Origin of the sequence: Allomuricauda sp. CP2A (assembly GCF_001683915.1) — a bacterium.
Lineage (GTDB): Bacteria > Bacteroidota > Bacteroidia > Flavobacteriales > Flavobacteriaceae > Flagellimonas.
In genome coordinates this window covers 64,745-89,230 of sequence record NZ_LXTT01000045.1, presented here as the reverse complement: position 1 = coordinate 89,230, position 24,486 = coordinate 64,745, and the positions used below count along the sequence as shown (strand labels likewise).

Annotated in this window: 23 protein-coding genes; 15 read left to right on the top strand and 8 right to left on the bottom strand. The window is 44.0% G+C overall.

Annotated elements, in window-relative coordinates; translation table 11 throughout:
* Positions 1-3: 3 nt before the first annotated feature.
* From A7D14_RS06245 to A7D14_RS06215, 7 genes are all read left to right on the top strand, one after another.
* Entirely contained in the window at positions 4-510 is a 507-nt protein-coding gene (locus tag A7D14_RS06245; RefSeq protein WP_067031549.1) for a DUF4199 domain-containing protein, read from the top strand.
* A 15-nt stretch (positions 511-525) separates the two neighbouring features.
* Positions 526-912, top strand: coding sequence for a VOC family protein (locus A7D14_RS06240; RefSeq protein WP_067031546.1), 387 nt, complete (start codon positions 526-528; stop codon positions 910-912).
* 52 nt (positions 913-964) lie between these two features.
* On the top strand, positions 965-1,345 hold the full coding sequence (locus A7D14_RS06235) for a TM2 domain-containing protein (RefSeq protein ID WP_067031543.1): 381 nt from the start codon (positions 965-967) through the stop codon (positions 1,343-1,345).
* 97 nt (positions 1,346-1,442) lie between these two features.
* Positions 1,443-1,766, top strand: coding sequence for an ArsR/SmtB family transcription factor (locus A7D14_RS06230; RefSeq protein WP_067031541.1), 324 nt, complete (start codon positions 1,443-1,445; stop codon positions 1,764-1,766).
* 2 nt (positions 1,767-1,768) lie between these two features.
* Entirely contained in the window at positions 1,769-2,263 is a 495-nt protein-coding gene (locus A7D14_RS06225; RefSeq protein WP_067031538.1) for a DUF6428 family protein, read from the top strand.
* A 9-nt stretch (positions 2,264-2,272) separates the two neighbouring features.
* Entirely contained in the window at positions 2,273-2,764 is a 492-nt protein-coding gene (locus tag A7D14_RS06220) for a GNAT family N-acetyltransferase (RefSeq protein WP_067031535.1), read from the top strand.
* 17 nt (positions 2,765-2,781) lie between these two features.
* Positions 2,782-3,204 carry an arsenate reductase ArsC gene (locus A7D14_RS06215; protein WP_067031532.1) on the top strand — a complete coding sequence of 141 codons (423 nt, stop codon included), beginning with the start codon at positions 2,782-2,784 and terminating at the stop codon, positions 3,202-3,204.
* A gap of 7 nt (positions 3,205-3,211) precedes the next feature.
* On the opposite strand, the gene A7D14_RS06210 is transcribed toward A7D14_RS06215, so the two are convergent.
* The 3 genes from A7D14_RS06210 to A7D14_RS06200 all read right to left on the bottom strand — a co-directional run bounded on the left by A7D14_RS06210 (position 3,212) and on the right by A7D14_RS06200 (position 6,869).
* Positions 3,212-5,029 (bottom strand): GNAT family N-acyltransferase, encoded by a 1,818-nt coding sequence (locus A7D14_RS06210; protein ID WP_067031528.1) that lies wholly within the window; start codon positions 5,027-5,029, stop codon positions 3,212-3,214.
* An 84-nt stretch (positions 5,030-5,113) separates the two neighbouring features.
* Positions 5,114-6,364 (bottom strand): aspartate kinase, encoded by a 1,251-nt coding sequence (locus tag A7D14_RS06205; RefSeq protein WP_067031525.1) that lies wholly within the window; start codon positions 6,362-6,364, stop codon positions 5,114-5,116.
* A 22-nt stretch (positions 6,365-6,386) separates the two neighbouring features.
* Positions 6,387-6,869 (bottom strand): GNAT family N-acetyltransferase, encoded by a 483-nt coding sequence (locus A7D14_RS06200; RefSeq protein WP_067031522.1) that lies wholly within the window; start codon positions 6,867-6,869, stop codon positions 6,387-6,389.
* Between the two features lie 112 nt (positions 6,870-6,981).
* Between A7D14_RS06200 and fbp the strand changes: the two genes are divergently transcribed.
* Positions 6,982-7,989, top strand: coding sequence for a class 1 fructose-bisphosphatase (gene fbp, locus A7D14_RS06195; protein ID WP_067031519.1), 1,008 nt, complete (start codon positions 6,982-6,984; stop codon positions 7,987-7,989).
* Here the strand turns inward: fbp and A7D14_RS06190 are convergent.
* Positions 7,986-8,414: a TerB family tellurite resistance protein gene (locus A7D14_RS06190; protein ID WP_067031516.1), complete on the bottom strand. Its 429-nt coding sequence runs from the start codon at positions 8,412-8,414 to the stop codon at positions 7,986-7,988. The two genes, fbp and A7D14_RS06190, sit on opposite strands and share 4 nt — an antisense overlap.
* A 110-nt stretch (positions 8,415-8,524) precedes the next feature.
* Here A7D14_RS06190 and A7D14_RS06185 point away from each other — a divergent pair, with 110 nt between their 5' ends.
* The 4 genes from A7D14_RS06185 (at position 8,525) to A7D14_RS06170 (ending at position 15,899) form a co-directional block, all read left to right on the top strand.
* Positions 8,525-10,987, top strand: coding sequence for a ligase-associated DNA damage response DEXH box helicase (locus A7D14_RS06185; RefSeq protein WP_067031513.1), 2,463 nt, complete (start codon positions 8,525-8,527; stop codon positions 10,985-10,987).
* A 152-nt stretch (positions 10,988-11,139) separates the two neighbouring features.
* Complete coding sequence (gene pdeM / locus A7D14_RS06180; protein WP_067031627.1) at positions 11,140-11,772, top strand: ligase-associated DNA damage response endonuclease PdeM; 633 nt, start codon at positions 11,140-11,142, stop codon at positions 11,770-11,772.
* Between the two features lie 227 nt (positions 11,773-11,999).
* Positions 12,000-15,407, top strand: a complete 3,408-nt coding sequence (mfd, locus tag A7D14_RS06175; protein ID WP_067031510.1) for a transcription-repair coupling factor — start codon at positions 12,000-12,002, stop codon at positions 15,405-15,407.
* 135 nt (positions 15,408-15,542) lie between these two features.
* Positions 15,543-15,899: a nuclear transport factor 2 family protein gene (locus tag A7D14_RS06170; protein WP_067031507.1), complete on the top strand. Its 357-nt coding sequence runs from the start codon at positions 15,543-15,545 to the stop codon at positions 15,897-15,899.
* Positions 15,900-16,040: 141 nt separating this feature from the next.
* Here A7D14_RS06170 and A7D14_RS06165 read toward each other — a convergent pair whose 3' ends face one another.
* Positions 16,041-17,195 (bottom strand): serine hydrolase domain-containing protein, encoded by a 1,155-nt coding sequence (locus tag A7D14_RS06165; RefSeq protein ID WP_067031504.1) that lies wholly within the window; start codon positions 17,193-17,195, stop codon positions 16,041-16,043.
* 88 nt (positions 17,196-17,283) lie between these two features.
* On the opposite strand from A7D14_RS06165, the gene A7D14_RS06160 reads away from it, so the two are divergent.
* Positions 17,284-17,787 (top strand): VOC family protein, encoded by a 504-nt coding sequence (locus A7D14_RS06160; RefSeq protein WP_067031501.1) that lies wholly within the window; start codon positions 17,284-17,286, stop codon positions 17,785-17,787.
* Here the strand turns inward: A7D14_RS06160 and A7D14_RS06155 are convergent.
* The 3 genes from A7D14_RS06155 to A7D14_RS06145 form a co-directional block, all read right to left on the bottom strand.
* On the bottom strand, positions 17,784-19,766 hold the full coding sequence (locus A7D14_RS06155; RefSeq protein ID WP_067031498.1) for a DUF3352 domain-containing protein: 1,983 nt from the start codon (positions 19,764-19,766) through the stop codon (positions 17,784-17,786). The genes A7D14_RS06160 and A7D14_RS06155 overlap by 4 nt on opposite strands.
* Before the next feature lie 73 nt (positions 19,767-19,839).
* Positions 19,840-20,499, bottom strand: a complete 660-nt coding sequence (locus A7D14_RS06150) for an aspartate kinase (RefSeq protein ID WP_067031495.1) — start codon at positions 20,497-20,499, stop codon at positions 19,840-19,842.
* Positions 20,500-20,556: 57 nt separating this feature from the next.
* Positions 20,557-20,916, bottom strand: a complete 360-nt coding sequence (locus A7D14_RS06145; protein ID WP_067031493.1) for a YraN family protein — start codon at positions 20,914-20,916, stop codon at positions 20,557-20,559.
* Positions 20,917-21,085: 169 nt separating this feature from the next.
* Between A7D14_RS06145 and A7D14_RS06140 the strand changes: the two genes are divergently transcribed.
* Both A7D14_RS06140 and A7D14_RS06135 read left to right on the top strand, forming a co-directional pair.
* Complete coding sequence (locus tag A7D14_RS06140; protein WP_067031491.1) at positions 21,086-22,597, top strand: DUF1800 family protein; 1,512 nt, start codon at positions 21,086-21,088, stop codon at positions 22,595-22,597.
* Positions 22,598-22,608: 11 nt separating this feature from the next.
* Positions 22,609-24,330 carry a DUF1501 domain-containing protein gene (locus tag A7D14_RS06135; protein ID WP_067031488.1) on the top strand — a complete coding sequence of 574 codons (1,722 nt, stop codon included), beginning with the start codon at positions 22,609-22,611 and terminating at the stop codon, positions 24,328-24,330.
* The last annotated feature ends 156 nt before the right edge of the window (positions 24,331-24,486 follow it).

The following is a 24,486-nucleotide window of genomic DNA, read 5'->3' as shown; positions in this document are numbered from 1 at the left end:
ACCATGAAAAAAACTGTTCTCCGATTTGGGCTGTATGGATCCATTACCATTTGCGTACTCTTTCTCATAAGCTGGTTTGTATTGGACGGCCTCCCCTATTCCACCCAGGAAGTTTTGGGATATGTCTCCATGATTTTAGCGTTGGGCTTTGTCTTTTTTGGCATCAAACAGTATCGGGACAAGGAAAATGATGGCAAGGTGAGTTTCAAAAAAGCGCTACTTATTGGTGTTTTGATCAGTTTGATCACTGCTTTGGTTTTTGGTATTCTTGATGTGTTTTATACCGAAGTGCTCAACCCAGATTTTATGTCCGAATATTACAACCAAAGCGTTGAGACCATGAAAGCTTCGCTTCCAGCAGATGAGTTTGAAGCAAAATTGACTGAAATGGAATCCCAAAAAGAACTGTTTTCAAACCCCTTGTTCTCCTTTGCCCTAATGGCCATGACGGTCTTCGCCATCGGGTTCATTATTTCGCTACTTTCCGCTTTGGTGTTGCAGAGAAAATAATCATAAACAAATATCATGAAAAATAGAGTAACTGGAATCGGCGGGTTTTTCTTTAAGAGCAAGGACCCACAAAAAATAAAAGAATGGTACAATACCCACTTGGGATTGAATACCGACCAATACGGTTGTACGTTTTGGTGGAAGGACAAGCAAGGTAATGACTGTTCCACGCAATGGGGTCCTTTTAAGGAGGATACCTCCTATTTTCAACCCAGCGAAAAACAGTTCATGATGAATTTTAGGGTAGAAAATTTGGTGGAACTACTTGAGACATTAAAGAAAGAAGGCGTTACCATTGTTGGGGAAATAGAGGAATACGATTATGGCAAATTTGGATGGATCATGGATCCCGAGGGGAACAAATTGGAGCTTTGGGAACCTGTTGATAAAGCGTTTCCATAGGTATTGAATTATTTGTTACATTTAGAAATCGTTTAACCAACACATTAAAACCATGTCCGAAGAAAAAAAAGACTTAGGAGACCAAGCTGAAGAAGCTGGAAAAGACTTCAAAGAAGAAGCTAAAAAAACCGCTGACGAGTTTAAAGAAGGCCTCAAAGATGTAGGGGGTGACAATAAAAAAATTCTTGCAGGTATTCTTGCAATTTTATTGGGCTCTCTTGGGGTACATAAATTTATATTGGGCTATAACAAGGAAGGCTTTATATTATTGGGCTTTTCCATAGTGGCCTATATTTTGGTCTGTTTTGTTATTGGTGCCTTTTTGGCCTGGATCCCTGGAATCATCGGTCTTATTGAAGGTATCATCTATTTGACCAAATCCGATGAGGAATTTTACAATACCTACCAAGTTGGCAAAAAGCCTTGGTTCTAAAAAAATTGGCCAGAGAATCTCACTCTGGCTTTTTTATTTACTATCTTTATCGTAATATTGCAATATTAAATTTATATTTGTTGCCAAAGTAAAACCTATGGGAGCTTCCAAAACACATATCTTTTCACCTGTCCACAATGAACTGGCCCATGTTGCCAAAGTTTTGGCCCACCCTGCCCGTGTTGCCATTTTGGAATACATCAGCAAGCAGGATGGCTGTATCTGTAACGATCTGGTGGATGTGATCGGTCTGGCCCAGCCCACCATATCGCAACATTTGAATGAAATCAAGAAAATTGGGCTCCTAAAGGGAACTTTTGAGGGTAAAAACCTCTGTTATTGTATCAACCAAGAGCGATGGGAAGAATTACAGCATTCCTTCCATGCGTTCTTTTCCAATATTAATCGTAATTGCTGTTAACTATGAAAACATCAGAATTTCTATCCGTATTGAAACAACATCAAGACAAAAATCTGCTTTTTGAATATGCTCCAAGCAAATTTGTTGGAGCCAATTACCACATCACCGAAGTAAAAAACATCACCGTTGATTCGGTTGATTGTGGTGCTGGAACCGACTTTTGGAAAGAAACCATTGTTCAACTTTGGGAAAGTCCAAAAGAAAAGGATAAAAGAGAGTATATGTCCGTATACAAAGCGTTGGCCATACTCAACAAGGTAGATCGCATCAAGCCCATGGTACAGGATGCCGAAATTAAATTTGAATATAGTAACGCAGACTTCCACACGGCTCAACTTTTTGTGAGCGACTTTGCACTGGACAACAACTCCTTGATCCTAAAACTATCGGTTCAAAAAACAGATTGCAAGGCCAAGGAAACCTGTGGGGTGGAACCCAAAGCTGAAGTCAAAGAAGCAGCCTCCGCATGTTGTACCCCAGAATCTGGGTGTTGCTAAAACTCCAATATGATAATTCGCAGTATGCAAGCCTCCGACTGGCAGCACGTACACCAAATCTATACCGAAGGTATTGCCACGGGCATTGCCACTTTTGAGACCAATGCACCCAACTATGAGAGTTGGGACAAAGCCCATGTTTCTTCTTGTCGCTTGGTGGCGGAGGAAGATGGTAACATTTTGGGTTGGGCCGCACTATCCCCTGTTTCCAGTAGGTGTGTTTATGGCGGTGTGGGTGAAGTGAGCGTTTACATTAGTGCCAAAAGTCGAGGAAAAGGTGTTGGAAAACTACTGATGGAGCAACTCATTGAAGAAAGTGAAAATGCCGGATTCTGGACCATCCAATCCGGTGTTTTTCCTGAAAATAAAGCCAGCATAAAACTCCATGAGAAAGTAGGTTTTCGCTATATTGGCAGGCGTGAACGCGTGGGTAAAATACACGGTGTCTGGAAGGACAACCTGTTATTTGAAAAACGCAGCCACAAAGTTGGAATAGACTGATTATCAAACTAAAAAGCATGAAAAACGTATTGGTACTTTGTACCGGAAACTCGTGCCGTAGCCAAATGGCCCATGGCTATTTAAACCATTTTCAAGACAAACTGGCAACCATTTACAGTGCCGGAATTGAAACCCACGGGCTCAATCCCATGGCCGTGGCCATCATGAAAGAGGATAAAGTGGACATTTCGCACCATACCTCCAACCATGTGGATGAACATGCTGGAATAGAGTGGGATTATATCATTACAGTATGTGACCATGCCAAAGAGCACTGCCCTTTTATCCCGTCCAAAAATGCGCGTCGCCTCCATCAAAATTTTGCCGATCCCTCCAAAGTTGAAGGCTCAGAAGAAGAAATTCATGCAGCTTTTGTAAATACAAGGGACGAAATAAAGGAATTTTGCCACGATTTTGTTCGGGAAGAGCTTATGGATTGAAGTAATCTTAATCAATATTATTGGTGATTCCCTCCGCCATTTTCCGCTCCAATTCCGCTTGAAATTCCTCCATGACCGGCTTGACGGTATCTTCTGGAAGGTCAGCTATTTTGATGTACATTAATCCATCCACCGAATTGTTGAAAAGCGGATCTACATTAAAGGCCACCACTTTTGCATTCTGTTTGATGTATTTTTTGATCAAAACCGGCAATCGCAGACTTCCGGGTTCCACCTCGCTGATCAACTTGTCAAACTTGTTCAGGTCGGCCTGGGTCTCGTCAAATACAAACTCCTTGTCCGCATCCTTCAATTGTACCTTGAATTCTTTTTTGGGACGAATGTACTGGGCCACATAAGGGTCCCAATAGTTGGATTTCATAAACTCGATCATCAAGGATTTGGAAAAATTGGAGAACTGGTTGCTGATGCTCACGCCTCCAATTAAATATTTATGCTCCGGATGTCGTAAGGTGGTATGCACAATACCTTTCCACAACAAGAACAAGGGCATGGGTTTTTGCTGATATTCCTTTACGATATAGGCTCGGCCCATTTCAATGGATTTTTCCATCATTGGGTAAAGTTCCGGTTCAAAACGGAACAAGTCCTGAAGATAAAATCCATCAATGCCATACTTTTTGAAGATTTCCGACCCCAAGCCCATTCTGTAGGCCCCTACAATCTTTTTTGCATCATTATCCCATAAAAAGAGGTGATGGTAATACGAATCAAACTTGTCCAGATCAATGGCGTTGTTGGTCCCTTCGCCCACTTCCCGAAACGTAATTTCACGCTGTCTTCCAATCTCGTTCAAACAAAAAGGGATATCCTGTTGCTGCGCCAAATAGACTTCGTAATTTTTGCTCTGCAACACCCTGCAATCCTTTTCACGCAATCGCTCTATTTCACCCTCCAATACTTTTGTACTCACTTGTGTGGCTATCTTTTTGGGAGGTTTAGGGATTTTTAAACTGGTGGGCACCTTGTCGATCAAGCGCTCCTTTTCAAAAACATTGGCCAGGAGATAGGTTTTCTTTCGAAGCAATTCGGTAAAAGATTCCAAGGTCTCCTCTTCATTCTGTGTATTTACTGAAATGGGTTGACCAATCCGCACTTTTATGGGCCTTCTGCTCTGTGAAGTAAGCTCCGATGGCAACTTGGCCGTTCGAAACACATCGTTTATTTTGGAAAGCCTGTAAAAAAGTCGGCTGTTTCGGGCATGAAAATAAATGGGAACCACGGGAACCTCTGCCTTCCGAATTAATTTAAGGGCGGCTTCCTCCCATGGTCTGTCAACCACCAATTTCCCGTCCCGGTAGGTAGATACCTCACCAGCAGGAAAAATTCCCAAAGGATGTCCTTCCTTTAAGTGGGCCATTGCACTTTTAAAACCCATGATGCTGCTCTTGGCATCCTTATGGTTCTCAAAAGGGTTCACGGGCATGATGTAAGGCCTCAATGGCTCAATACGGTGCAACAAAAAATTGGCTATGATCTTAAAATCGGGACGTTCTTTCAACAACAGTTTGAGCAAAAGAACCCCATCAATTCCGCCAAGCGGATGATTGCTGATGGTAATGTAAGGCCCAGATTTGGGCAATCGTTTTAAATCCTCTTCCGGAACCTCAAAGTCAATTTCGTAGTGTTCCAGAATGGCATCCAAAAATTCAGGCCCGGGAAGTTCCTTGTTCTTGTTGTAGAATCGATTTATGGTGGTGATCTTGGTGGCGACCATTAAAAGCCATCCAACAAAAGTGCCCAAGAACCCATACTTATCCAAGTGAATTACCTTAGCAACTTCTTTCGCAGAAACCAACCCCATGAACTATCTTTATTATTTAGGTATGTGTAAAGATAGAAAATTACGGCTATTGGCCCCTTCAACAAAAAAGTTGGCGCTCCAACCCTATTTTACCACTAGTTGCACGGTTTCCTTACCGCGTTGTTCCACAAGCACGGACTTTCCATTTTGGAGTGATTTTACGGCATTGTCATCAAAATGGCGAATGGTATAAAGTGAAACATCTTCATGGCATACCACCTTGAATTTTCGTTTGAGCACTTCCAGCAAAGGTTGAAGTCCATTGAACTTATTGTCCAAACACACCGAAAAGCTAATGGCTGAGTTTTGGATCAAATCCACTTTCAATCGATGGTCGTGGAACAATTTGAAAATCTCACTGATGTTGTCCTCCACCATAAATGAGAAGTCCAAAGCGGAAAGTTTTAGCAACACCTGATTTTTTTTAACAATAAAACAGGGCGTTTTGGGAACAATTCCCACTCCTTTGCCCACAGTGGTCCCCAAATCTTTGGGGTTAAGGAAGGATTTTACATGCAAGGGTATTTCTTTTCGTTGCAGCGGTTGAAGGGTTTTAGGGTGAATCACCGAAGCACCGTAAAATGCCAATTCTATGGCTTCACGATATGAAATCTTTTCCAGCAACTGGGTCTCCTTAAAGTTTCTTGGGTCTGCATTCAAAACCCCGGGGACATCCTTCCAAATGGTCACCGATTCAGCATTGAGACAGTACGCCAAAATTGCCGCTGTATAATCGGAACCTTCCCTGCCCAGAGTTGTGGTAAAATTATTGTCATCACTGCCCAAAAACCCTTGGGTAATGTTCAATTTGGACATATCTACCCTATCTGAGACCTCGGCTTGGGTACGCTCCCAATTGATTTGGGCATCTCGGTAATTGGTATCGGTTTTGATCAACTGACGCACATCCAACCAAGTATTGGTCAAACCAATTTCGTTCAGGTATGCACTGATGATTGATGTGGATAGCAATTCTCCATAGCCCACCACTTGATCATAAACAAAGGCATATTTGGGTGATTTGTTCCAGGTTAAAAAGCCCTTGACTTCTTCAAAAAGCAATGTTATCCTATCGTAAATGGGATGCTTGGGATTTTCAAACAAATTGGACAGGATATGATCATGATAATCCATGACCTCCTGCAACGCTGCTGTAATGGTGTTCTTATCCTTAAAATAAGATTCCACCACTTTTTCCATGGCATTGGTGGTCTTGCCCATGGCCGAAATCACTACCAAGGTATCCTCATGGCCCACTTCCTGCAACACTCGTACCACATTCCTAACCGCATCGGCATCTTTTACGGATGCCCCACCAAACTTAAATACTCTCATTCAGTATATTTACTTGTAAAAATTAGTTTAAACTCTCAATATAATTTTGGATTCCTCGCTCATCCATTTGAACCACGTCCCAATCCCTGAGCACTTTTGCCCCCTTTTTTTGGTAGAATTCAATGGCGGGTTCGTTCCAGTCCAAGACCTCCCAACAAATCCTGCGTACCCCTAATTTATGGCCATATTTTATCACCTCATCCAGCAATGCAGTTCCGAGACCGCTGCCCCGCATCTGTTCTGCAACTATAAGATCTTCCAAATGGATTACCGGACCTTTCCAGGTGGAATATCGTGGGTAAACCAAGGCTATGCCCACAATTTCATCGCCCACTTCGGCAACAAAGCAATGGAATTGCTTCTGTTCCCCAAAGCCATCTCTTTCCAGATCCTCTTTTGATAGTACAACAGCATCAGGTTCCTTTTCAAAATCGGCCAGTTCCTGAACCAGTGCCAAGACTTGGGCCATGTCCTCCTTCCTCGCATCTCTGATTACATACTCCATAATTGTTACAAATAAAACTCAAAGTTATAAATATCTAAAATTTTAGCCTCACGAAATCGTTGTAGATTCACAAAATGCCCGATATTTGTCCTCAAATAAAACAGCTTTTACCATGTCTGACAAACAGCGCCTCACCATGGGCGAGTTCATCATTGCCAACCAAGAATCATTTCAATATACTTCCGGAGAACTCTCTAGATTGCTCAACGGCATCCGTTTAGCTGCCAAAGTGGTAAACCATGAGGTAAACAAAGCTGGTCTTGTTGACATTATTGGTACCGCTGGGGATACCAATATACAGGGAGAAGATCAACAAAAACTGGACGTGTTGGCCAATGAGAAGTTTATTCAGACCTTAAAGAACCGAGAAATTGTGTGCGGGATAGCTTCGGAAGAAGAAGACGATTTTATCAGCATCAACAGTTTTGACAAACAGCACCAGAATAAGTATGTAGTGCTCATTGACCCTTTGGATGGCTCATCCAATATCGATGTGAATGTATCGGTGGGAACCATTTTTTCCATTTACAGGAGGGTTACCCCAGTTGGCACACCGGTTACTTTAGAAGATTTTCTGCAACCCGGCAAAAACCAGATTGCCGCGGGGTATATCATTTATGGAACATCAACCATGTATGTATACACTACGGGACATGGTGTAAATGGTTTTACCCTAAACCCGGCCCTGGGAACGTTTTACCTTTCCCATCCCAACATGCAATTCCCGGAAACCGGAAAAATTTACTCCGTTAATGAAGGTAATTACATCCATTTTCCGCAAGGGGTCAAGGACTACATCAAATACTGCCAAAAGGAAGAAGGAGACAGGCCGTACACATCCAGATATATTGGCTCCCTGGTGTCCGACTTTCACCGGAACATGATCAAAGGTGGAATTTACATGTATCCCAAAAGCAGTGTGGCACAAAATGGAAAACTACGTTTGTTGTATGAGTGCAACCCTATGGCCTTTTTAGCAGAACAAGCCGGTGGCAAAGCCAGTGATGGTTTTCAACGTATCATGGACATTCAGCCCACTGAACTGCACGAACGCGTTCCTTTTTTCTGCGGAAGTAAAAAAATGGTGGAAAAAGCGGAAGAGTTTATGGCAAACGCCTAATCTTCCCGTATGACGATTCTGTGGTAATCCTCAAAATCGATTTTCCCTGTGAAAATCGCTATGGACTTATCAATGATCTGCGAAGCAGTTTTTGGGGAAAACCCTAGACCTATTGCATATTTTTCTACAATCCTACGTTCCTCATCGTCAATTTCGTGGTCCGAAAAAATAATTTGAAAAAATTCGAAAAGCCTCTTGTAGCGTTTTTCACCACTGTGTGGAGTTTCAATCGGATATTTGTTCTCCTTCTTCATGACCTCTTTGAATTCATCCTCGGAAATATTCAATTTAAAGGCAAACTTTTCCAGAATGGCTTTCTCTTTAGGGTTGATTTCTCCATCTATGGCCGCCAAACTGGCTAAAGTGGCAAAGTGTGCCAAGTTTGTCCTATGGTCTCCGTGCTCGTAAAGGTCTAAAATGGGCATATCTCAAATTTTGTGGCACAAATATAAATCTTATCGGAAAAAGGAAGGTAGATCCCCGTCAAAGAAATTCGTAATTTTCAATCCAAGTACAACTTCAATAAAAAAAGGCCCTGCAAGATTCCAAACTGTTCCATATTGCCGAAAAATGGTTCCATGAACAAAATTGGGAGCCCTTTCCTTTTCAAAAAGAGACTTGGAATGCTTTTTTGGATGGAAAACATGGGCTTTTGAACGCTCCGACCGGCAGCGGAAAGACCTATGCGCTATGGTTTCCAATAGTTTTAAATTACATCAAAAACCACCCCAACTACAAAGCCAAGCACAAAAAGGGACTGAAAGCCATTTGGATCACTCCGCTTCGGGCACTTTCACAGGAAATCAAACAATCCGCAGAGCGCATTACGCAAGATTTGGAAACCCAAATGACGGTGGGCATCCGAACGGGTGACACTTCCACGAAAGAAAGGGCCAGACAGAAAACCACCATGCCTGACCTTTTGATCACCACTCCGGAAAGCCTGCAATTATTGCTTTCCTCAAAAGGATATGCCAAGCTCTTTAAGGACTGCTCTGCCATTGTTGTGGACGAGTGGCACGAGCTTTTGGGGACAAAACGTGGGGTTCAGATGGAACTGGGCCTGTCCCGATTGAAAACCGTTTGCAAAAATCTTCGGATTTGGGGCATATCGGCCACCATTGGTAATTTGGGACAGGCAAGGGAAGTACTTTTGGGACCAACCTCCAAAGAACTGGAGAACTCGGTCTTGATCAAAGCCAAGCTCAGTAAAAAAATCACCGTCAGGAGTATCATTCCCAAAGAAATGGAAACCTTTCCGTGGCGTGGCCATTTAGGGTTACATCTTTTGGACGAAGTGGTGCCCATCATCATCAACAGTAAGACCACATTGCTCTTCACCAACACCCGAAGTCAATGTGAAATCTGGTTCCAAAAAATTCTTGAAAAATATCCCGAGTTTGCCGGAGAAATGGCCATGCACCATGGCAGTATCAACAAAGAGACCCGATTGTGGGTAGAGCAGGCCATCCGCAATGAAAGTCTAAAGGCTGTGGTCTGCACCTCCAGCTTGGATTTGGGGGTGGATTTTGCCCCAGTGGAAACCGTGATCCAGATTGGTGGGCCCAAGGGCGTGGCCCGTTTTTTACAACGCGCTGGGCGTAGCGGGCATCGACCTGGAAAGGAAAGTGTCATCTATTTTTTGCCCACCCATGCCATGGAACTCATTGAGGCTTCGGCCATGCAAAAGGCGGTTTTGAACAGTGCTGTGGAAGACCGCATTCCCTACCTGAACAGCTTTGATGTACTCATTCAATACCTGACGACCTTGGCAGTTTCCGATGGATTTTTTCCTGATGAAATCTATCCAGAAATCAAACAGACCTTCTGTTACCAAGCCATCACTGATGAGCAATGGCAATGGTTGCTGAATTTTTTGGTGATGGGCAGTCAAAGCCTGAAAACGTATGACGAGTACAAAAAAGTGGAGGTGGAGGAAGATGGCAGGTTCAAAGTGAACAGCCGGATGGTAGCCATGCGGCACCGATTCCAGATCGGGACCATTGTGGGCGATGCCACCATTTCGGTTCGCTACCAAAAAGGAGGGTATATCGGTTCCATTGAGGAATATTTTATCTCCAAACTGAGTCCGGGGGATGTGTTCACCTTTGCGGGAAGGAATTTGGAATTTATTCGGATAAAAGGGATGTCCGCCCATGTGCGGAATTCCTCCAAACGCACCAATAAAGTGCCCAGTTGGATGGGTGGCCGACTCAGTTTTTCGGCAAAAATGTCCGAACTGCTCCGGCAAGAACTCTACACCGCTGAACTGCCTTTAAACGAACAATCCAAAGAAATTCAGTCCCTCGCCCCCATGTTTGCAAAGCAACAGGAAGAGAGTATGGTGCCCCTACCCCACCAATTCCTTATCGAGACTTTTGGGACCAACGACGGTCATCATCATATCTTTTATCCCTTTGAAGGCAGAGCCATTCATGAAGGAATGAGCAGTCTATTGGCCTATCGCATCAGTTTGTTGACCCCCATCACCTGTTCGCTTGCCTTCAACGACTATGGATTTGAGTTGCTTTCGGATAAGCCCATCGACATTCAGGCCATTTTGGACAACAACCTTTTTACACCGGAATTCATGTTGTCCGATCTTCAAAAAAGTTTGAACTCCAACGAAATGGCCAGGCGAAAATTCAGGGATATTGCGGTGATCAGTGGCATGGTGTTCACGGGCTATCCCGAAAAAGGGGTGAAAATGAAGCACCTGCAAAGCAGTTCGGAATTGTTGTTTGATGTGTTCAAGGATTTTGAGGACGATAACCTGCTCTACCAACAGGCTTTTACCGAAACCTTTGAGCACCAATTGGAGGAAGGTCGGTTGCGACTGGCCTTGGAACGAATTGCTCAACAGGAAATTGTCTGGAAACAGTGTACGCAGCCCACTCCCTTTTCGTTTCCCATCATCACCGATAGGCTGCGGGAAAAACTGTCCAATGAGAAATTGGCGGACAGGATTAAACGGATGACTGCAAAACTAAACAGATGAGCATGAGCATGTCATTTCGAAATGAGGAGTGTAATGATGATTGAAAAAGACAAGGGATATGTCATGCTGAACTTGTTTCAGCATCTCACAAAATGAGATTCCGTGTCGAGCACGGAATGACAATAATATTAAATTTGGAAGAACTAAATATGGTGAGTGAGACCATCCACATACAAGATCAAAAATTTCAACTCCATCCCTTAGGTGGCCTTTTATGGGTTGAAAGGTCCATGCTGTTGATAAGTGATGTACACTTGGGCAAGGTATCCCATTTTCGAAAATTTGGTGCTGCCGTTCCCCGAAAGGCCATTCATAAAAATTACGTCCTGCTCGATAAAATCGTGTCCGATTTTCAACCCTTTCAAATCTGTTTTTTGGGTGATCTGTTCCACTCTTCCCTGAACAAGGAATGGGAATTGTTCGAAAATTGGGTGGGCAAAACCCCCGCCGAGATTATTTTGGTGGCAGGCAACCACGACATCATCGACCCCGAAAAGTATGCACAGCTCAAGATCGAGATTTTCCCGGAACTCATCATCGACGGTTTTTTACTGACCCATCATCCAGAGGAGCGCGAGGACCTCTTTACGTTTTGCGGACACATTCATCCGGCAGTGAAATTGCATGGGTCTGGACGGCAAAAACTTCGTCTTCCTTGCTTTTTTAGGAGCAAAAACCAGTTGATCCTGCCCGCTTTTGGGGAGTTTACCGGAACCTATACCATGGAACCTTCAAAGCATGATGAGGTCTATGCCATTGTGGAAGATACCGTAGTAAAGGTTTAGATATCTCAGTTTCAAATCTGATAGTCATGCTGAACTCCTGCCGGCTGCAGGCAGGGTGTTTCAGCATCTCAATCATTTATAATGGGATTCCGTGTCGTGTTTCGACTTCGCTCAACAATCGCACGGAATGACGTTTGATAAAATCAATATTAAAAAGGGAATGAGAAAACTCAAAAAATGCTCTTCCTAAAAACATTTCATTTTATATTTGCCACAAATTTTTTGGATTGACCCAATCGTCCATTTTGCAGCTCTTTGCACAGTCTCCCCCACTTGGGAAACTGCGGGATGCTATTGCCCGATCGCCTAATGACAATGCCAAAATCAATCTTAAAGGCCTGGTCGGTTCTTCCCTTTCCTTTGTGGTTTCAGAGGCTTTCAAGTCGGCTGATGCCCCTTTTCTATTGATATTGAACGATAAGGAGGAAGCAGCCTATCATCTGAACGATTTGGAACAGCTCATCGGCGAGAACGATGTGCTTTTCTATCCCGGAAGTTACCGAAGACCCTACCAAATCGAAGAAACGGACAATGCCAATGTGCTGTTGCGTGCCGAGGTGTTGAACCGCATCAACTCAAGGAAAAAGCCAGCGGTCATTGTCACCTACCCCGATGCGCTTTTTGAAAAGGTGGTCACCCGAAAGGAACTCGACAAGAACACGCTCAAAATAAAACTGGAGGATACCCTTTCATTGGATTTTTTGAACGAAGTCCTTTTTGAATACCAGTTCAAACGGGTGGATTTTGTCACCGAACCTGGGGAATTTTCGGTGCGGGGTGGTATTGTGGATGTTTTCTCTTTTTCGCATGACGAACCCTATCGCATCGAGTTTTTTGGGGACGAAGTGAACAGTATTCGAACATTTGATGTGGAAACCCAACTTTCCACGGACAAGGTGAAGAAGATCACCATTATCCCCAATGTGGAGAATAAGTTCTTGCAGGAAAGTCGGGAAAGTTTTCTGAAATACATTTCGCCCAAAACGGTGGTCTTTGCCAAAAATCCGGCCTTGATCTATGACCGTATTGATTCGTTCTTTTCCAAGGCTGAAGAAAGTTTTACCAAGCTCAGCAAGGAAATCAAGCATGCCGAGCCCAAGGAACTCTTTGTGGATTCCGCTTTATTGAAAGAGCAGTTGGAGGATTTTTTATGTGTGGAGATTGCAGCTTCGGCTCCGCTCAGCCCCCAAAATTCAAGTAATATGGTCACTGAGCGGAGTCGAAGTGACATTATTCAATTTAACACCAAACCGCAACCCGCTTTCAACAAAAAGTTTGACCTGCTCATTGAAAACCTGAACGAGAATCGGGATGCAGGGTTCACTAATTATATTTTCTGTTCCACGGAACAACAGGCCAAACGTTTCCACGATATTTTTGAGGAAGTGGACCAAACTGTCCATTATCAAACTGTGGTTTTTCCACTCTTTCAAGGTTTCATCGACCTGGACCTGAAATTGGCCTGCTACACGGACCATCAAATCTTTGAGCGATACCACAAGTTCCATCTAAAAAATGGCTATGCCAAAAAACAGGCGATCACCCTCAAGGAACTCAACAAACTGGAAATTGGGGACTACGTGACCCATATCGACCATGGCATCGGAAAGTTTGGAGGGCTTCAAAAAATAGATGTGGAAGGGAAGCAACAGGAGGCCATCAAATTGATTTATGGGGACCGGGATATTTTGTATGTCAGCATCCACTCGCTCCACAAAATCTCCAAGTACAACGGCAAGGACAGTGCCCCTCCCAAGATCTACAAACTGGGTTCGGCAGCTTGGAAAAACCTGAAACAAAAGACCAAAAGCCGTGTCAAGAAAATCGCTTTCGACCTCATCCAAGTTTATGCAAAACGACGGTTGGAAAAGGGATTCCAATATGCACCCGACAGTTATTTACAGTATGAACTGGAAGCCTCTTTTCTCTACGAGGACACGCCCGATCAGGAAAAAAGCACTCAGGATGTGAAAAGGGACATGGAGAGCGAACGCCCCATGGACCGGCTCATCTGCGGTGATGTTGGCTTTGGAAAGACCGAGGTGGCCATCCGCGCCGCTTTCAAGGCGGTGGACAATGGCAAACAGGTGGCCATTCTGGTGCCGACCACCATTCTGGCCTTTCAGCACCACCGTACTTTTTCGGAACGTCTCAAGGATATGCCGGTAACGGTTGATTATCTCAATCGTTTCAGAACGGCCAAGGAAAAAAGGGAGACCTTGGAAAATTTGGCCAATGGAAAGGTCGATATCATCATCGGCACCCATCAATTGGTCAACAAAAATGTAAAGTTCAAGGATTTGGGGTTGCTCATTGTGGACGAAGAGCAAAAATTTGGGGTTTCAGTAAAGGAGAAGCTACGCTCCATCAAGGAAAATGTGGATGTGCTCACCTTGACCGCCACTCCTATTCCGAGAACACTCCAATTCAGTTTGATGGCGGCCCGCGACCTTTCCGTGATCAACACCCCACCACCCAATCGCTACCCCATCGAGAGCCAGGTGATTGGTTTTAATGAAGAAATCATCCGCGATGCCATTTCCTATGAGATCCAACGGGGAGGCCAAATATTCTTCATCCATAACCGTATTGAGAACATCAAGGAAGTGGCCGGAATGCTCCAACGTCTGGTCCCCGATGCCAAGATCGGAATCGGTCACGGGCAAATGGAGGGCAAAAAACTGGAACAGCTCATGCTCGCCTTTATGAACGGGGAGTTTGATGTACTGGTCTCCACCACCATCGTGGAAAGTGGGCTTGACGTGACCAATGCGAACACCATTTTCATCCATAATGCCAATAATTTTGGATTGAGCGACCTGCACCAGATGCGCGGTCGTGTAGGTCGGAGCAACAAAAAGGCCTTTTGCTATTTCATTACCCCGCCCTACGAAGTGATGACCCCGGATGCCCGAAAACGTATCGAAGCCTTGGAACAATTTACCGATTTGGGGAGTGGCTTCAGCATTGCCATGAAGGATCTTGAAATCCGTGGTGCCGGTGATCTTTTGGGCGGGGAACAGAGCGGGTTCATCAACGAGATCGGGTTTGAGACCTACCAAAAAATACTAGCAGAAGCCATTGAGGAGCTCAAGGAAAATGAGTTCAAGGAACTGTACGAAGAAGTGGAGGGCCACAAGGAAAAAGTGTATGTGAAGGAAATGCAACTGGACACCGATTTTGAATTGCTCTTCCCTGACGATTACATTAACAATATCACGGAGCGGTTGAACCTCTACACCCAACTCAATGAGGTGAAGGATGAGGAAGGCTTACAAAAATTCGAGGCCGAACTGGTCGACCGTTTTGGCGAACTGCCCACCCAAGCGGTGGATTTGCTCAATTCTGTTCGGATCAAATGGATTGCGACGCATATTGGCTTGGAAAAAGTGATCTTGAAAAAAGGGAAGTTCATCGGATACTTTATTGCCGACCAACAGTCCACCTTTTACCAAAGCCCTGTGTTTACCCAAGTGCTGCAATATGTACAGAGCCACCCCCAAAAGGTCAGGCTCAAGGAAAAACAGACCCGGAGCGGGTTACGGTTGCTGTTGACGTTTGACCGAATTACCAGTGTGGACAAGGCGTTGAAGGTGTTGGAACCCTTTTCCTATGAATTGGCACCGTCCCAATAAATTGATTTCTCACACTTACTTCGTTCGGTTTTAAATAAAAATGTGTCGCAATCGACCCGTGGGATTGTCGTTATTGCACATGCGCACAATTTTTTGTCTCCTGTATATTTGAACAACCGTAAATAATTGATTCCCATGACAGAAAAAGGGAAATTTTTAAAGAAATTCAATGAGGCTTTCGCTCAAGGAGATATTTCATTTATTCTGGAAAATGTAACAGAAGACATTAAATGGACCATGTTTGGTGATAAAACCATTAATGGTTTGGAAGCATTCAAAAAAGAAATTGAGTCCATGGTCCAATCTGAGTCTGGCCTTGAACTGGACGAAATCATCACCCATGGAAACACGGCTGCCGTAAATGGCATTATTGAAGCCCTTGACCAAAATGGCAAACCGTCCAAATTTGCTTTTTGCGATGTGTATACATTAAGTGGGTTTAAAAATCCGAAAATCAAGGAAATGAAATCTTATGTGACAAAAATTAAATAGAACATCATGACACCAATAAAGTAAAGACCTTTTGGGTCAACCTTCCAGTAAATGATGTAAAGAAATGAAAAGAATTTTTTAAAAAGTCTGACCTGTTTTCGATATAAAACAGTAGCTAAAAGCAAGGAATGACAGTCGTAATTAAAAAGCCTCATACACCTGCTTCACAAACTCCCCAATTTGTGAAGGTTCCAGCCAGCGGGTCACGATGAGCAATCCATTTTTTTGGTCGACAACTATAAAGTTGCCCCCAAAACCTGCGGCATAGAACACATGCTTGGGCACCCCTTCCCAATGTCGGGGCCCTTTTTCGTTCAACCACCACATATAGCCATAGTTCATATTGGGCACCGAAGGTGCAGTGGCCTTTTTGATCCAGTCGGCACTGATCAACCGTTGGCCATCCCATTGTCCATTGTTCAAAAACAGCATTCCAAAACGGGCCATATCCTCCGTGGAAATGAAAAGTCCTGCTCCCGAGTGACCACCACCTGTTACCGATTTCATTTGTATTCCATCGATTACCGTCCAAGCGTCTTCGTAGCCAAACCAACGCCAAGTAGTGGTGGCCCCGATCTTGTCCATCAGTTGTTCTTTCAGCACCAGTGGAACAGGTTTTCGCCACACATGAGTGAGTGCATAAGCCAGCACGTTCACACGCACATCGTTGTACTCCATCACTGTTCCGGGTTCGTTAAGTTTTCGGAATTTCCAATCGTCCAAACCCCCTTCACTTGGCGGACGGTCCGCCCAATCCTTACCACCCCAAAGTTCACCGGACCAATCGGAATTCTGTTGCAACAGATGCTCCCAAGTGATCTTGGCGTTGTGTTCCCCATCAAAAGTGCCGTCCCAAATATAGTCCCCGACTTTGTCCTTGGTGTCCACAATCAACCCTTGATCTTCCGCCAATCCCGCCACGGTGGAGAGAAAACTTTTAGTGACGCTAAAGGTCATGTCTACCCGTTTGGTGTCGCCCCAAGAGGCCATCACATGACCGTTTTTCAAAATCATGCCCGCAGGGCCTCCCCTTTTTTTGGTGGGTCCCAAAATCTTATGAAATGGCTCTTGTTTGAATCCTTCCAAAATGGCAACCCGAAGATCTCTGGAACCGGAATATTCATTGGCATGGGCAAAATCCACTGCTTCGGCCAATTGCTTTGCATCATGTTTAAATTGATTATTCCCAGCGACCTTCCAAGTTTCATTGCGCTCAGGAAAATAAATGTCTTGGGCAGATACGGTGTTTAGGATGCCCAAAAAAAGAAGCGCACAAAGTGGAAATGATGGTTTCATGTTGAGGGTTGACTTAAAAATTGCCCCAAGTTAACAATTGTTCTTGAAACGGTTCCAATGGCTACCTTTGTATTTTAATCTTCAAACCATGGACAAAACTCCTGAATATACCATCCCTTCGCAGACCAAAATTGGCCATGTGCACCTGAAAGTCGCTAATCTACAACGTGCCTTGGATTTTTATTGCGGTCTACTGGGATTTGAGGTCACCCAAACTTATGGCGACCAAGCGGCCTTCATTTCGGCGGGTGGTTACCACCACCATATTGGATTGAACACCTGGTACAGTAAAGATGCCCCTCCGGCCCCGCAACGTTCTGCCGGACTTTTCCATACGGCCATTGTGTACCCCACCCGAAAGGATCTGGCCAGTATTCTCAATCGGTTGATGGAAGCAAAATATTCCCTCACCGGGGCTGCCGATCATGGTGTTTCTGAGGCACTGTACCTCAACGACCCAGACGAAAACGGTGTGGAACTTTATTGGGACAGACCTCAAGAAAATTGGCCCAAAAAGGAGGATGGTTCGTTGGACATGTACACGAAATCTCTTGATCTAAACGACCTTTTGGGTGAATTGAAAAAAAGCTAAAATCGTTTTTTGAGGACCATTTTCCCTTCGAGATTGTAATACCGCCACGTACCCACTTGCTCATCATTTCGGAAACGGCCCGTGATTTTTTCGGTGCCATCCGGATAGTATTCCGTATAGCGGCCGTGTTTTAGGCCGTCTTTCAAATCCACTTCAAATCGTAGCGAACCGTTGGCATAGTTTCTACGGAATGATTTTGCATTTAGATCTGTGGGATACATGGGTTTCAAATCAAAAACGGCATCCGTAATCTCAGTTGAATTGGGATTTTGGGTATTGGGATTTCGGATTTGATCCTTTTCCTCAAATTGGGCGTTCTTTTTTACCTCCTCCACATTTTGATAGTTGACGACCAACCGGCTTTCAAACAAATTATCCTCGGGGGTGAGTTGAAATCCTACTTGGGGAAAGCAGATGATAAAATCCTTGTTCTTTCGCATTTTTTGTTTAGTGGCAGCATCGGCCAAAGCATACATATTATCGTACAACACGGGAATATTGCTGTAAACAAATACGGCTGACTCGGATTCAAAACGGTCATTGAATTTTCTGAATTCTTCGGAAGTGGACAGGGTCTCCCCTGCTACCAAATCATCAATAATGGTCTTAAGGGTATTGGGGTTGTCACTGAAAATGACATAATCCTGAATTTGGGTGAAATAGGGCTTATCAAATTCCTCAAATCGATTCCCCAATAAAACTTTGAAAAATCCTTTTATGGACAGAAAATTGATTTCATGTTCCTTATAGTTGACCGCCTTGAACTTTACGGGGGTCTTTTTCCTGATTTGGCCCAGCACAAAATCCAAATTGGTTTGGGCTTTTTCTGAATCGTTGGCCTTCAAGACCAGGGCCATATCATTTTTTCCTTTGGAAATATGGGATTGAATCTGCAACAGGGCAATTTCATCCCCGATCCAACTGACAAAGTTTTCCTTCACATCTATTTTCAGAAATTTTTCTACCTTTTCAATACCAGCTTGATAACTTTCAAATTGTTTGGGGTCATTTTGCTGGACCATTTCAAAATTTTTGTAGAATTCGGAAAAACTATCAAACCCATAACTGATATAAAGTGCGGTACGTTTGGGGGCTATTTGGGGAATGGTTCGCTCTGCCGTTCCTGATTTTTGAAGGGCCTCCAAATAGTTTTCATTGACGGAACCAATATTGGTGAAGCCATTGGCGACCAAGGTGCTGTTCTTGTCCAAATCAAAATAAAAACCCGAGAAAAGGAAGTTTTCACTTGCCCGTTTCACCCAATCTGAAGGCTGGTCCGTGAATCGTTTTATGTAATCATCAACATAATTGTACTGCACATACATTCGGAACAGATCTTCGTGTCCCACCTTTTGGTTGATTTCAATAAAATTGAGGTTCCGCCCCAAAACAGGTTCCAGATACTGATCTATGGAAGCTTCCACCAAGGTATGGGTATAGGAGGCCACCAGTTGATTCTTTATGAAGGCCATGTGCATGGTCTCCTTGCTTTTGCGATCATGTACCTCCAAAATTTCATGGTCGTGGTAGGTACGTTTGCTCAGGACATAATCTTCATTGAGCAGGGTATTGAGATAGCTTTTGAGCAATTGCAGCTTGGCAATGCGTTTGAGGTCAAGCACATAAAAAATCCCGTAATCCTTCTGGGAGATCATATGGACGGAGATAAAAAGGGAGCGTCCATCAAAAAACTCAAACAGGTTATGGTTGTTTTGGAACACCGTATCCACCTTTTGGATATTCTCGGTCAGTTCAGCAAAATACTCGTTTTTCTGAAGATGGTGCCAGGCCTCACTTTCACTGATCTTTTTCCAGCTTTCCACCGGTTGTTCAGATTCCACCACAAAAACAGCATCCTTAGGGATAAGGTAAATGGATTGCAGGTTGGTTTTTGGGGAAAGAATAAAAATGTAGGCCAAGTAGCACAGATAGAGCACCAAAAGGGCCAACAATCCGAAAAAGATTCTTTTTTTGGTCATTCTTCCAAAAGTGTCTTTTTCTAAAACGGTTTTATTGCCATTTTAGTTTAAGACACTGCGAAAGAAGGGAGTACTACAACAATTTAAGGTCCTTGATCGTCTTAAAGGCAATGTCCACCTGTTCCTCGTTCACCAAAATGGTAAACTCGTTGGTTGTTGAAATTACTTCGTAAAGCACAATGCCTTCCCAGGCCAATCGTTGGAAAATAAAGTAGTAAATCCCCGGAACCGATACATTTTCCGCTGGCAATTTCACGGTTATGGAAGACAACCCTTCGGCTTTTTGGGTGCAGCGTTCGTGTTTGAAGTATTTTTCCACCACACTGTCCATAATATTGCTGATCACAATATTGATTTCGTTCACCCCACGGGAAGAGGTGTAAAACACATCCTGATTTTCATTGACCTCTTCCAACAAACGGGCTTGTTGCTGTAAAATGGTATCTGAGGCCAAAAAGGTATAATCCGTTAAGTTGGAACGTACCGTGATTTCCCCAATATTCTTGAGCACCTTTACAATTCTGTGGGTGGCCCTGAATTCCAAATCGTCCGAAAGTCGTTTGAGTGCCATAACAATGGCCCCGTCTTTCACGTCTTTGCCCAATGCATCGGCAATTTCGGGCTTTATTTGTCTAGATAATGAGGTAAGGTTAATAATTCCTTGGGCAAGAGCAGTTTGCAAAAATGGCTTCTTTTTAATGTAATGCTCAACTACTGCAGAAATTGTTTTCATTATTGTTTGGTTTGATTTGGCACAAAAATAACATATTGTTACAAAACAAACAAATGGTTAGAAAAAATAAAAAGCATTTTCCAGATGGTCAATTTCAAAATTCGTTCCCTTTTTGATGACGGTGATTATGTCAAACCGAACCTCAACATCCAAATCCATTTCTTGGACATACTGATCGGCTGCCAGGACCAAAAGTTGTCTTTTTTTGGGGTTGATAGTGGTCGACATTTCCTCAAGAAACCCAGTATTTCTTGACTTTACCTCAACAATGGCAAGGATTTCACCCTGTCGTGCAATGATGTCTATTTCAGCCTTTCGATAGCGGAAATTACGGGTACATATTTCATACCCTTGCTTTACTAAAAAATCCACAGCAAGCTGCTCCCCTTGCCTACCAAATTCGTTATGTTTTCCCATAGGTTTGGAAAATTATTGAAAAAAACGTGCAGTTCATCGAAAAATTTGGTAGTTCACAGTGATTAAAGCGTTTAGATTGTAATTTGTTGGCTGAATTGAACCACGCCCAACGTTAGCTAAACATATAGTTGCCCCAAAACTATGTTCCTAATTAACGCCAGACATTGCTATGGAATACTTCATTAATTGTAATTCCTCAACGTTGGCGCCGTACACTACTCCCTTGGACGAGTTACGTGCTGCCCACTTGTATCGGAGGCTTGGTTTCAGTGCCTCAGTACAGACCATTAACGCTGCTGTTGGACAAACAGCAGGAACCTTAGTAGACAACTTAATAGATCAGGCCCTTGCGGCTCCGGTTCTTCCAGCCCCAGCTTGGGCAGATTGGAACGATTCCAATTATCCCGCTGATGACGACTTGGCCAGGGAAATAAGGCGTGCCCAGTTGGAAGAATTCACCACGGCCTATGGAAATTCCCTGTTGGACAACAGTGTTCGGGATCGCTTGAGCTTCTTTTGGAGCAACCACTTTGTAACGGAGTTGGACGTGTACAACTGTAACCAATTTTTGTATTACTACATCAATTGCCTGCAACGTAATGCCCTCGGAAACTTTAAGACCTTTGTCCATGAAATTGGCCTTACCAGTGCCATGCTCTATTATTTGGACGGCGTCCGGAACCGGGGAGACAACCCAAACGAAAACTACGCGCGTGAACTTTATGAACTCTTCACTTTGGGAGAGGGCAATGGTTACACGGAAGAAGATATTATAGAAACAGCAAAGGCAATTTCGGGTTATACCGAAAGAGGTGAGGAGGGTTGCACCCAAGTAACCTTTAACCCTGAGGACTTTAATACAGAGAACAAAACCATTCTTGGCCAGACCGGAAATTGGGGCTATGACGATGTCATCGATATTCTTTTCAACGAAAGGCCCAATGAGATTGCCGGTTTCATCTGCATGAAGTTGTACGAATATTATGTGCACCCCGATTCATCTGGTGAAGAAGGTGGCAATGCACAGGATATTATTGCTGGGATGGCACAGACCTTTATCGCCAACAATTTTGAAATTGCCCCGGTATTGCGCCAATTGTTGAAGAGCCAACACTTTTTTGACCCAACCGCAATTGGAGTCATCATAAAAAGCCCTTTCGACCTGTATTTACATTTGGTCAAAGAAACCGGCTTTGCTTACGATGACGGCACTGTCATCAACATGATAGATTCTGCCGGGCTTATAGGACAGGAACTTTTTGACCCGTATGATGTAGCCGGTTGGCAACGGGATCGCCAGTGGATCAACTCCAATTTCATTATTGGACGTTGGCTGACCTCTGAAGTGTTCTTGGAACGTTTTTACCAGGAAAATCCAGAGCAATTCAGAACATTGGCCATGGATGCTGTAGGTGCTGCAGATAGCAATACCAGTAATCCTGAAATAGTGGTAAGGGCCTTGGTGAACAAGTTTACACCAAAAGGCCTGTTGACGGACGCTGATTTTGAAAAGGCCATGGACGCCTTCAAAATTGATGATGTGCCAGAGAATTATTATTCCCCGGATTATATCCCGGGCGGATTGAGCCTTTGGATGCTGGCAGTGAGCATGGAAGCACCTACCCAAGTGTATGTGCTGTTGCGTCACTTGTCCAGAGAACCCGAATTTCAACTTAAATAACCCCTACCATTATGTGCGATAATCACAACACCCACCATACATCACCCCATAAAGGTCTTGAACACAAAGGCCACGATTTGGAACATAAAAATTGGAGCAGACGGTCCTTTATCCAAGCTTTGGGCATTGCCGGATCTGGATCCATGTTCTTGGGAAGCAATTTTATTTCTGCTTCCGCCCCCTCACCCCTAACCGCTGCCATTGCGGCCGCCGAAACTGACAACATATTGATTCTTATTCGATTGTCCGGGGGAAATGACGGATTGAGCACGGTTATCCCAATACAACAATATGATACGTATGCCAATGCAAGGCCCAACATCTACATTCCAGAAAGTAAAGTCCTAAAACTTACTGATGATTTTGGTGTTCCCACCTACATGAGCTCCTTGGAACCCCTTTGGGGCGAAGGCCAATTTAAGGCCGTCCACGGCGTAGGGTACGAAAACCAAAGTCTGTCCCATTTTACTGGGTCCGATATTTTTGCCAACACCGACTTGAATACCACTGGTTTTAGTGGTGAACCCACAGGTTGGATGGGTAGGCACTTTGAAAACATTTATCCAGATTATTTGATCAATCCACCGGAAGCCCCGGCTGCCATTCAAATTGGGAACTTGTCCAATTTGGTTTTCCAAGGAGAGGAGACCAATTATGCTTTCGTGACCAACAATGTTGACCAGTTAGAGCAAATTGCAGAAACAGGATTGTTCTACGACATTGAAACAGCACCGTTTGATGATTGTATGTACGGTGATCAGCTACGCTTTTTACGAGGTGTGGCCAACACCACGTATGAGTACGCCGGGAAAATCCACGAAGCCTATGAGCGTGGCGATGCCTTGAGATGCGTTGAATATCAGGATAACGGTTTTGCAAGGCAATTGTCCCTTTTGGCCAAATTGATCAAAGGGGGGCTCGGAACCAAAGTCTATATGATTTCCATGGGCGGGTTTGACACACACGGCAATCAGCCTATTGTTCACGAGCAATTGATGTCCAACCTATCCATTGCCATCAACAACTTTTATGAGGATTTGGCCTGTACCGAACAAGATGATAAGGTCTTGAGTATGACCTTTTCTGAGTTTGGCCGTAGAATCTTCGAAAATGGTTCCAACGGAACCGACCACGGAAAAGCTGCCCCTACCCTTTTCTTTGGTTCTGGTTTAAATGGAAGCGCTTTTGTGGGTGACCACCCTTCCCTTGATGAGCCCAACAATAGAGGTAACCTGGAATACACTATGGATTTTAGGGATCTCTACGGAACCGTTCTCGCTGAATGGCTTTGTGTTCCCCGAACTGCAGTTGAACAGCACCTGTTGGGTTATCCATACAGGGCCATTGATCTAGGCTTTAACTGTAGTGGTGAAGAATTTGATGACATTGCCATGGACAACGATCCACCAACATTCCCGGAAACACCGCCAAGTGATGATGGAATGACACCACCAGATCCAGAATTGGTGAACAACATTGTGCACGTCCCATATTATCCAAATGAGCGCGCTCCCCATATCCATTTGGAAATGCCTTTTGCCGCCCATGTTGATATTGAGCTCTTCAATATTTTGGGACAGAAAGTAGGCACTGTTTTCAATGAAATGATGCTCGAAGGCGCCACCGAAATCAATATTAGGGAACGTGTGCGGGATAGCCTGTCCACAGGAAAATATATTTATCGGATATCCGTTGCGGATCAGCGAATGAGTAAATCCGTAATGATTATGTAAACAAGCGGAACATTTATCATCCATTTTAGGAAACCTCTGATTGTGCATCACCTCACCCCAATTTTGGGAGGCACAATTTGGAGGTTTCCTTTTTTAGCGCAAATCCCGTTTTTGGCTTCTCCTAAAATGAGTATTTTTGGGGCTTAATTCAATTTG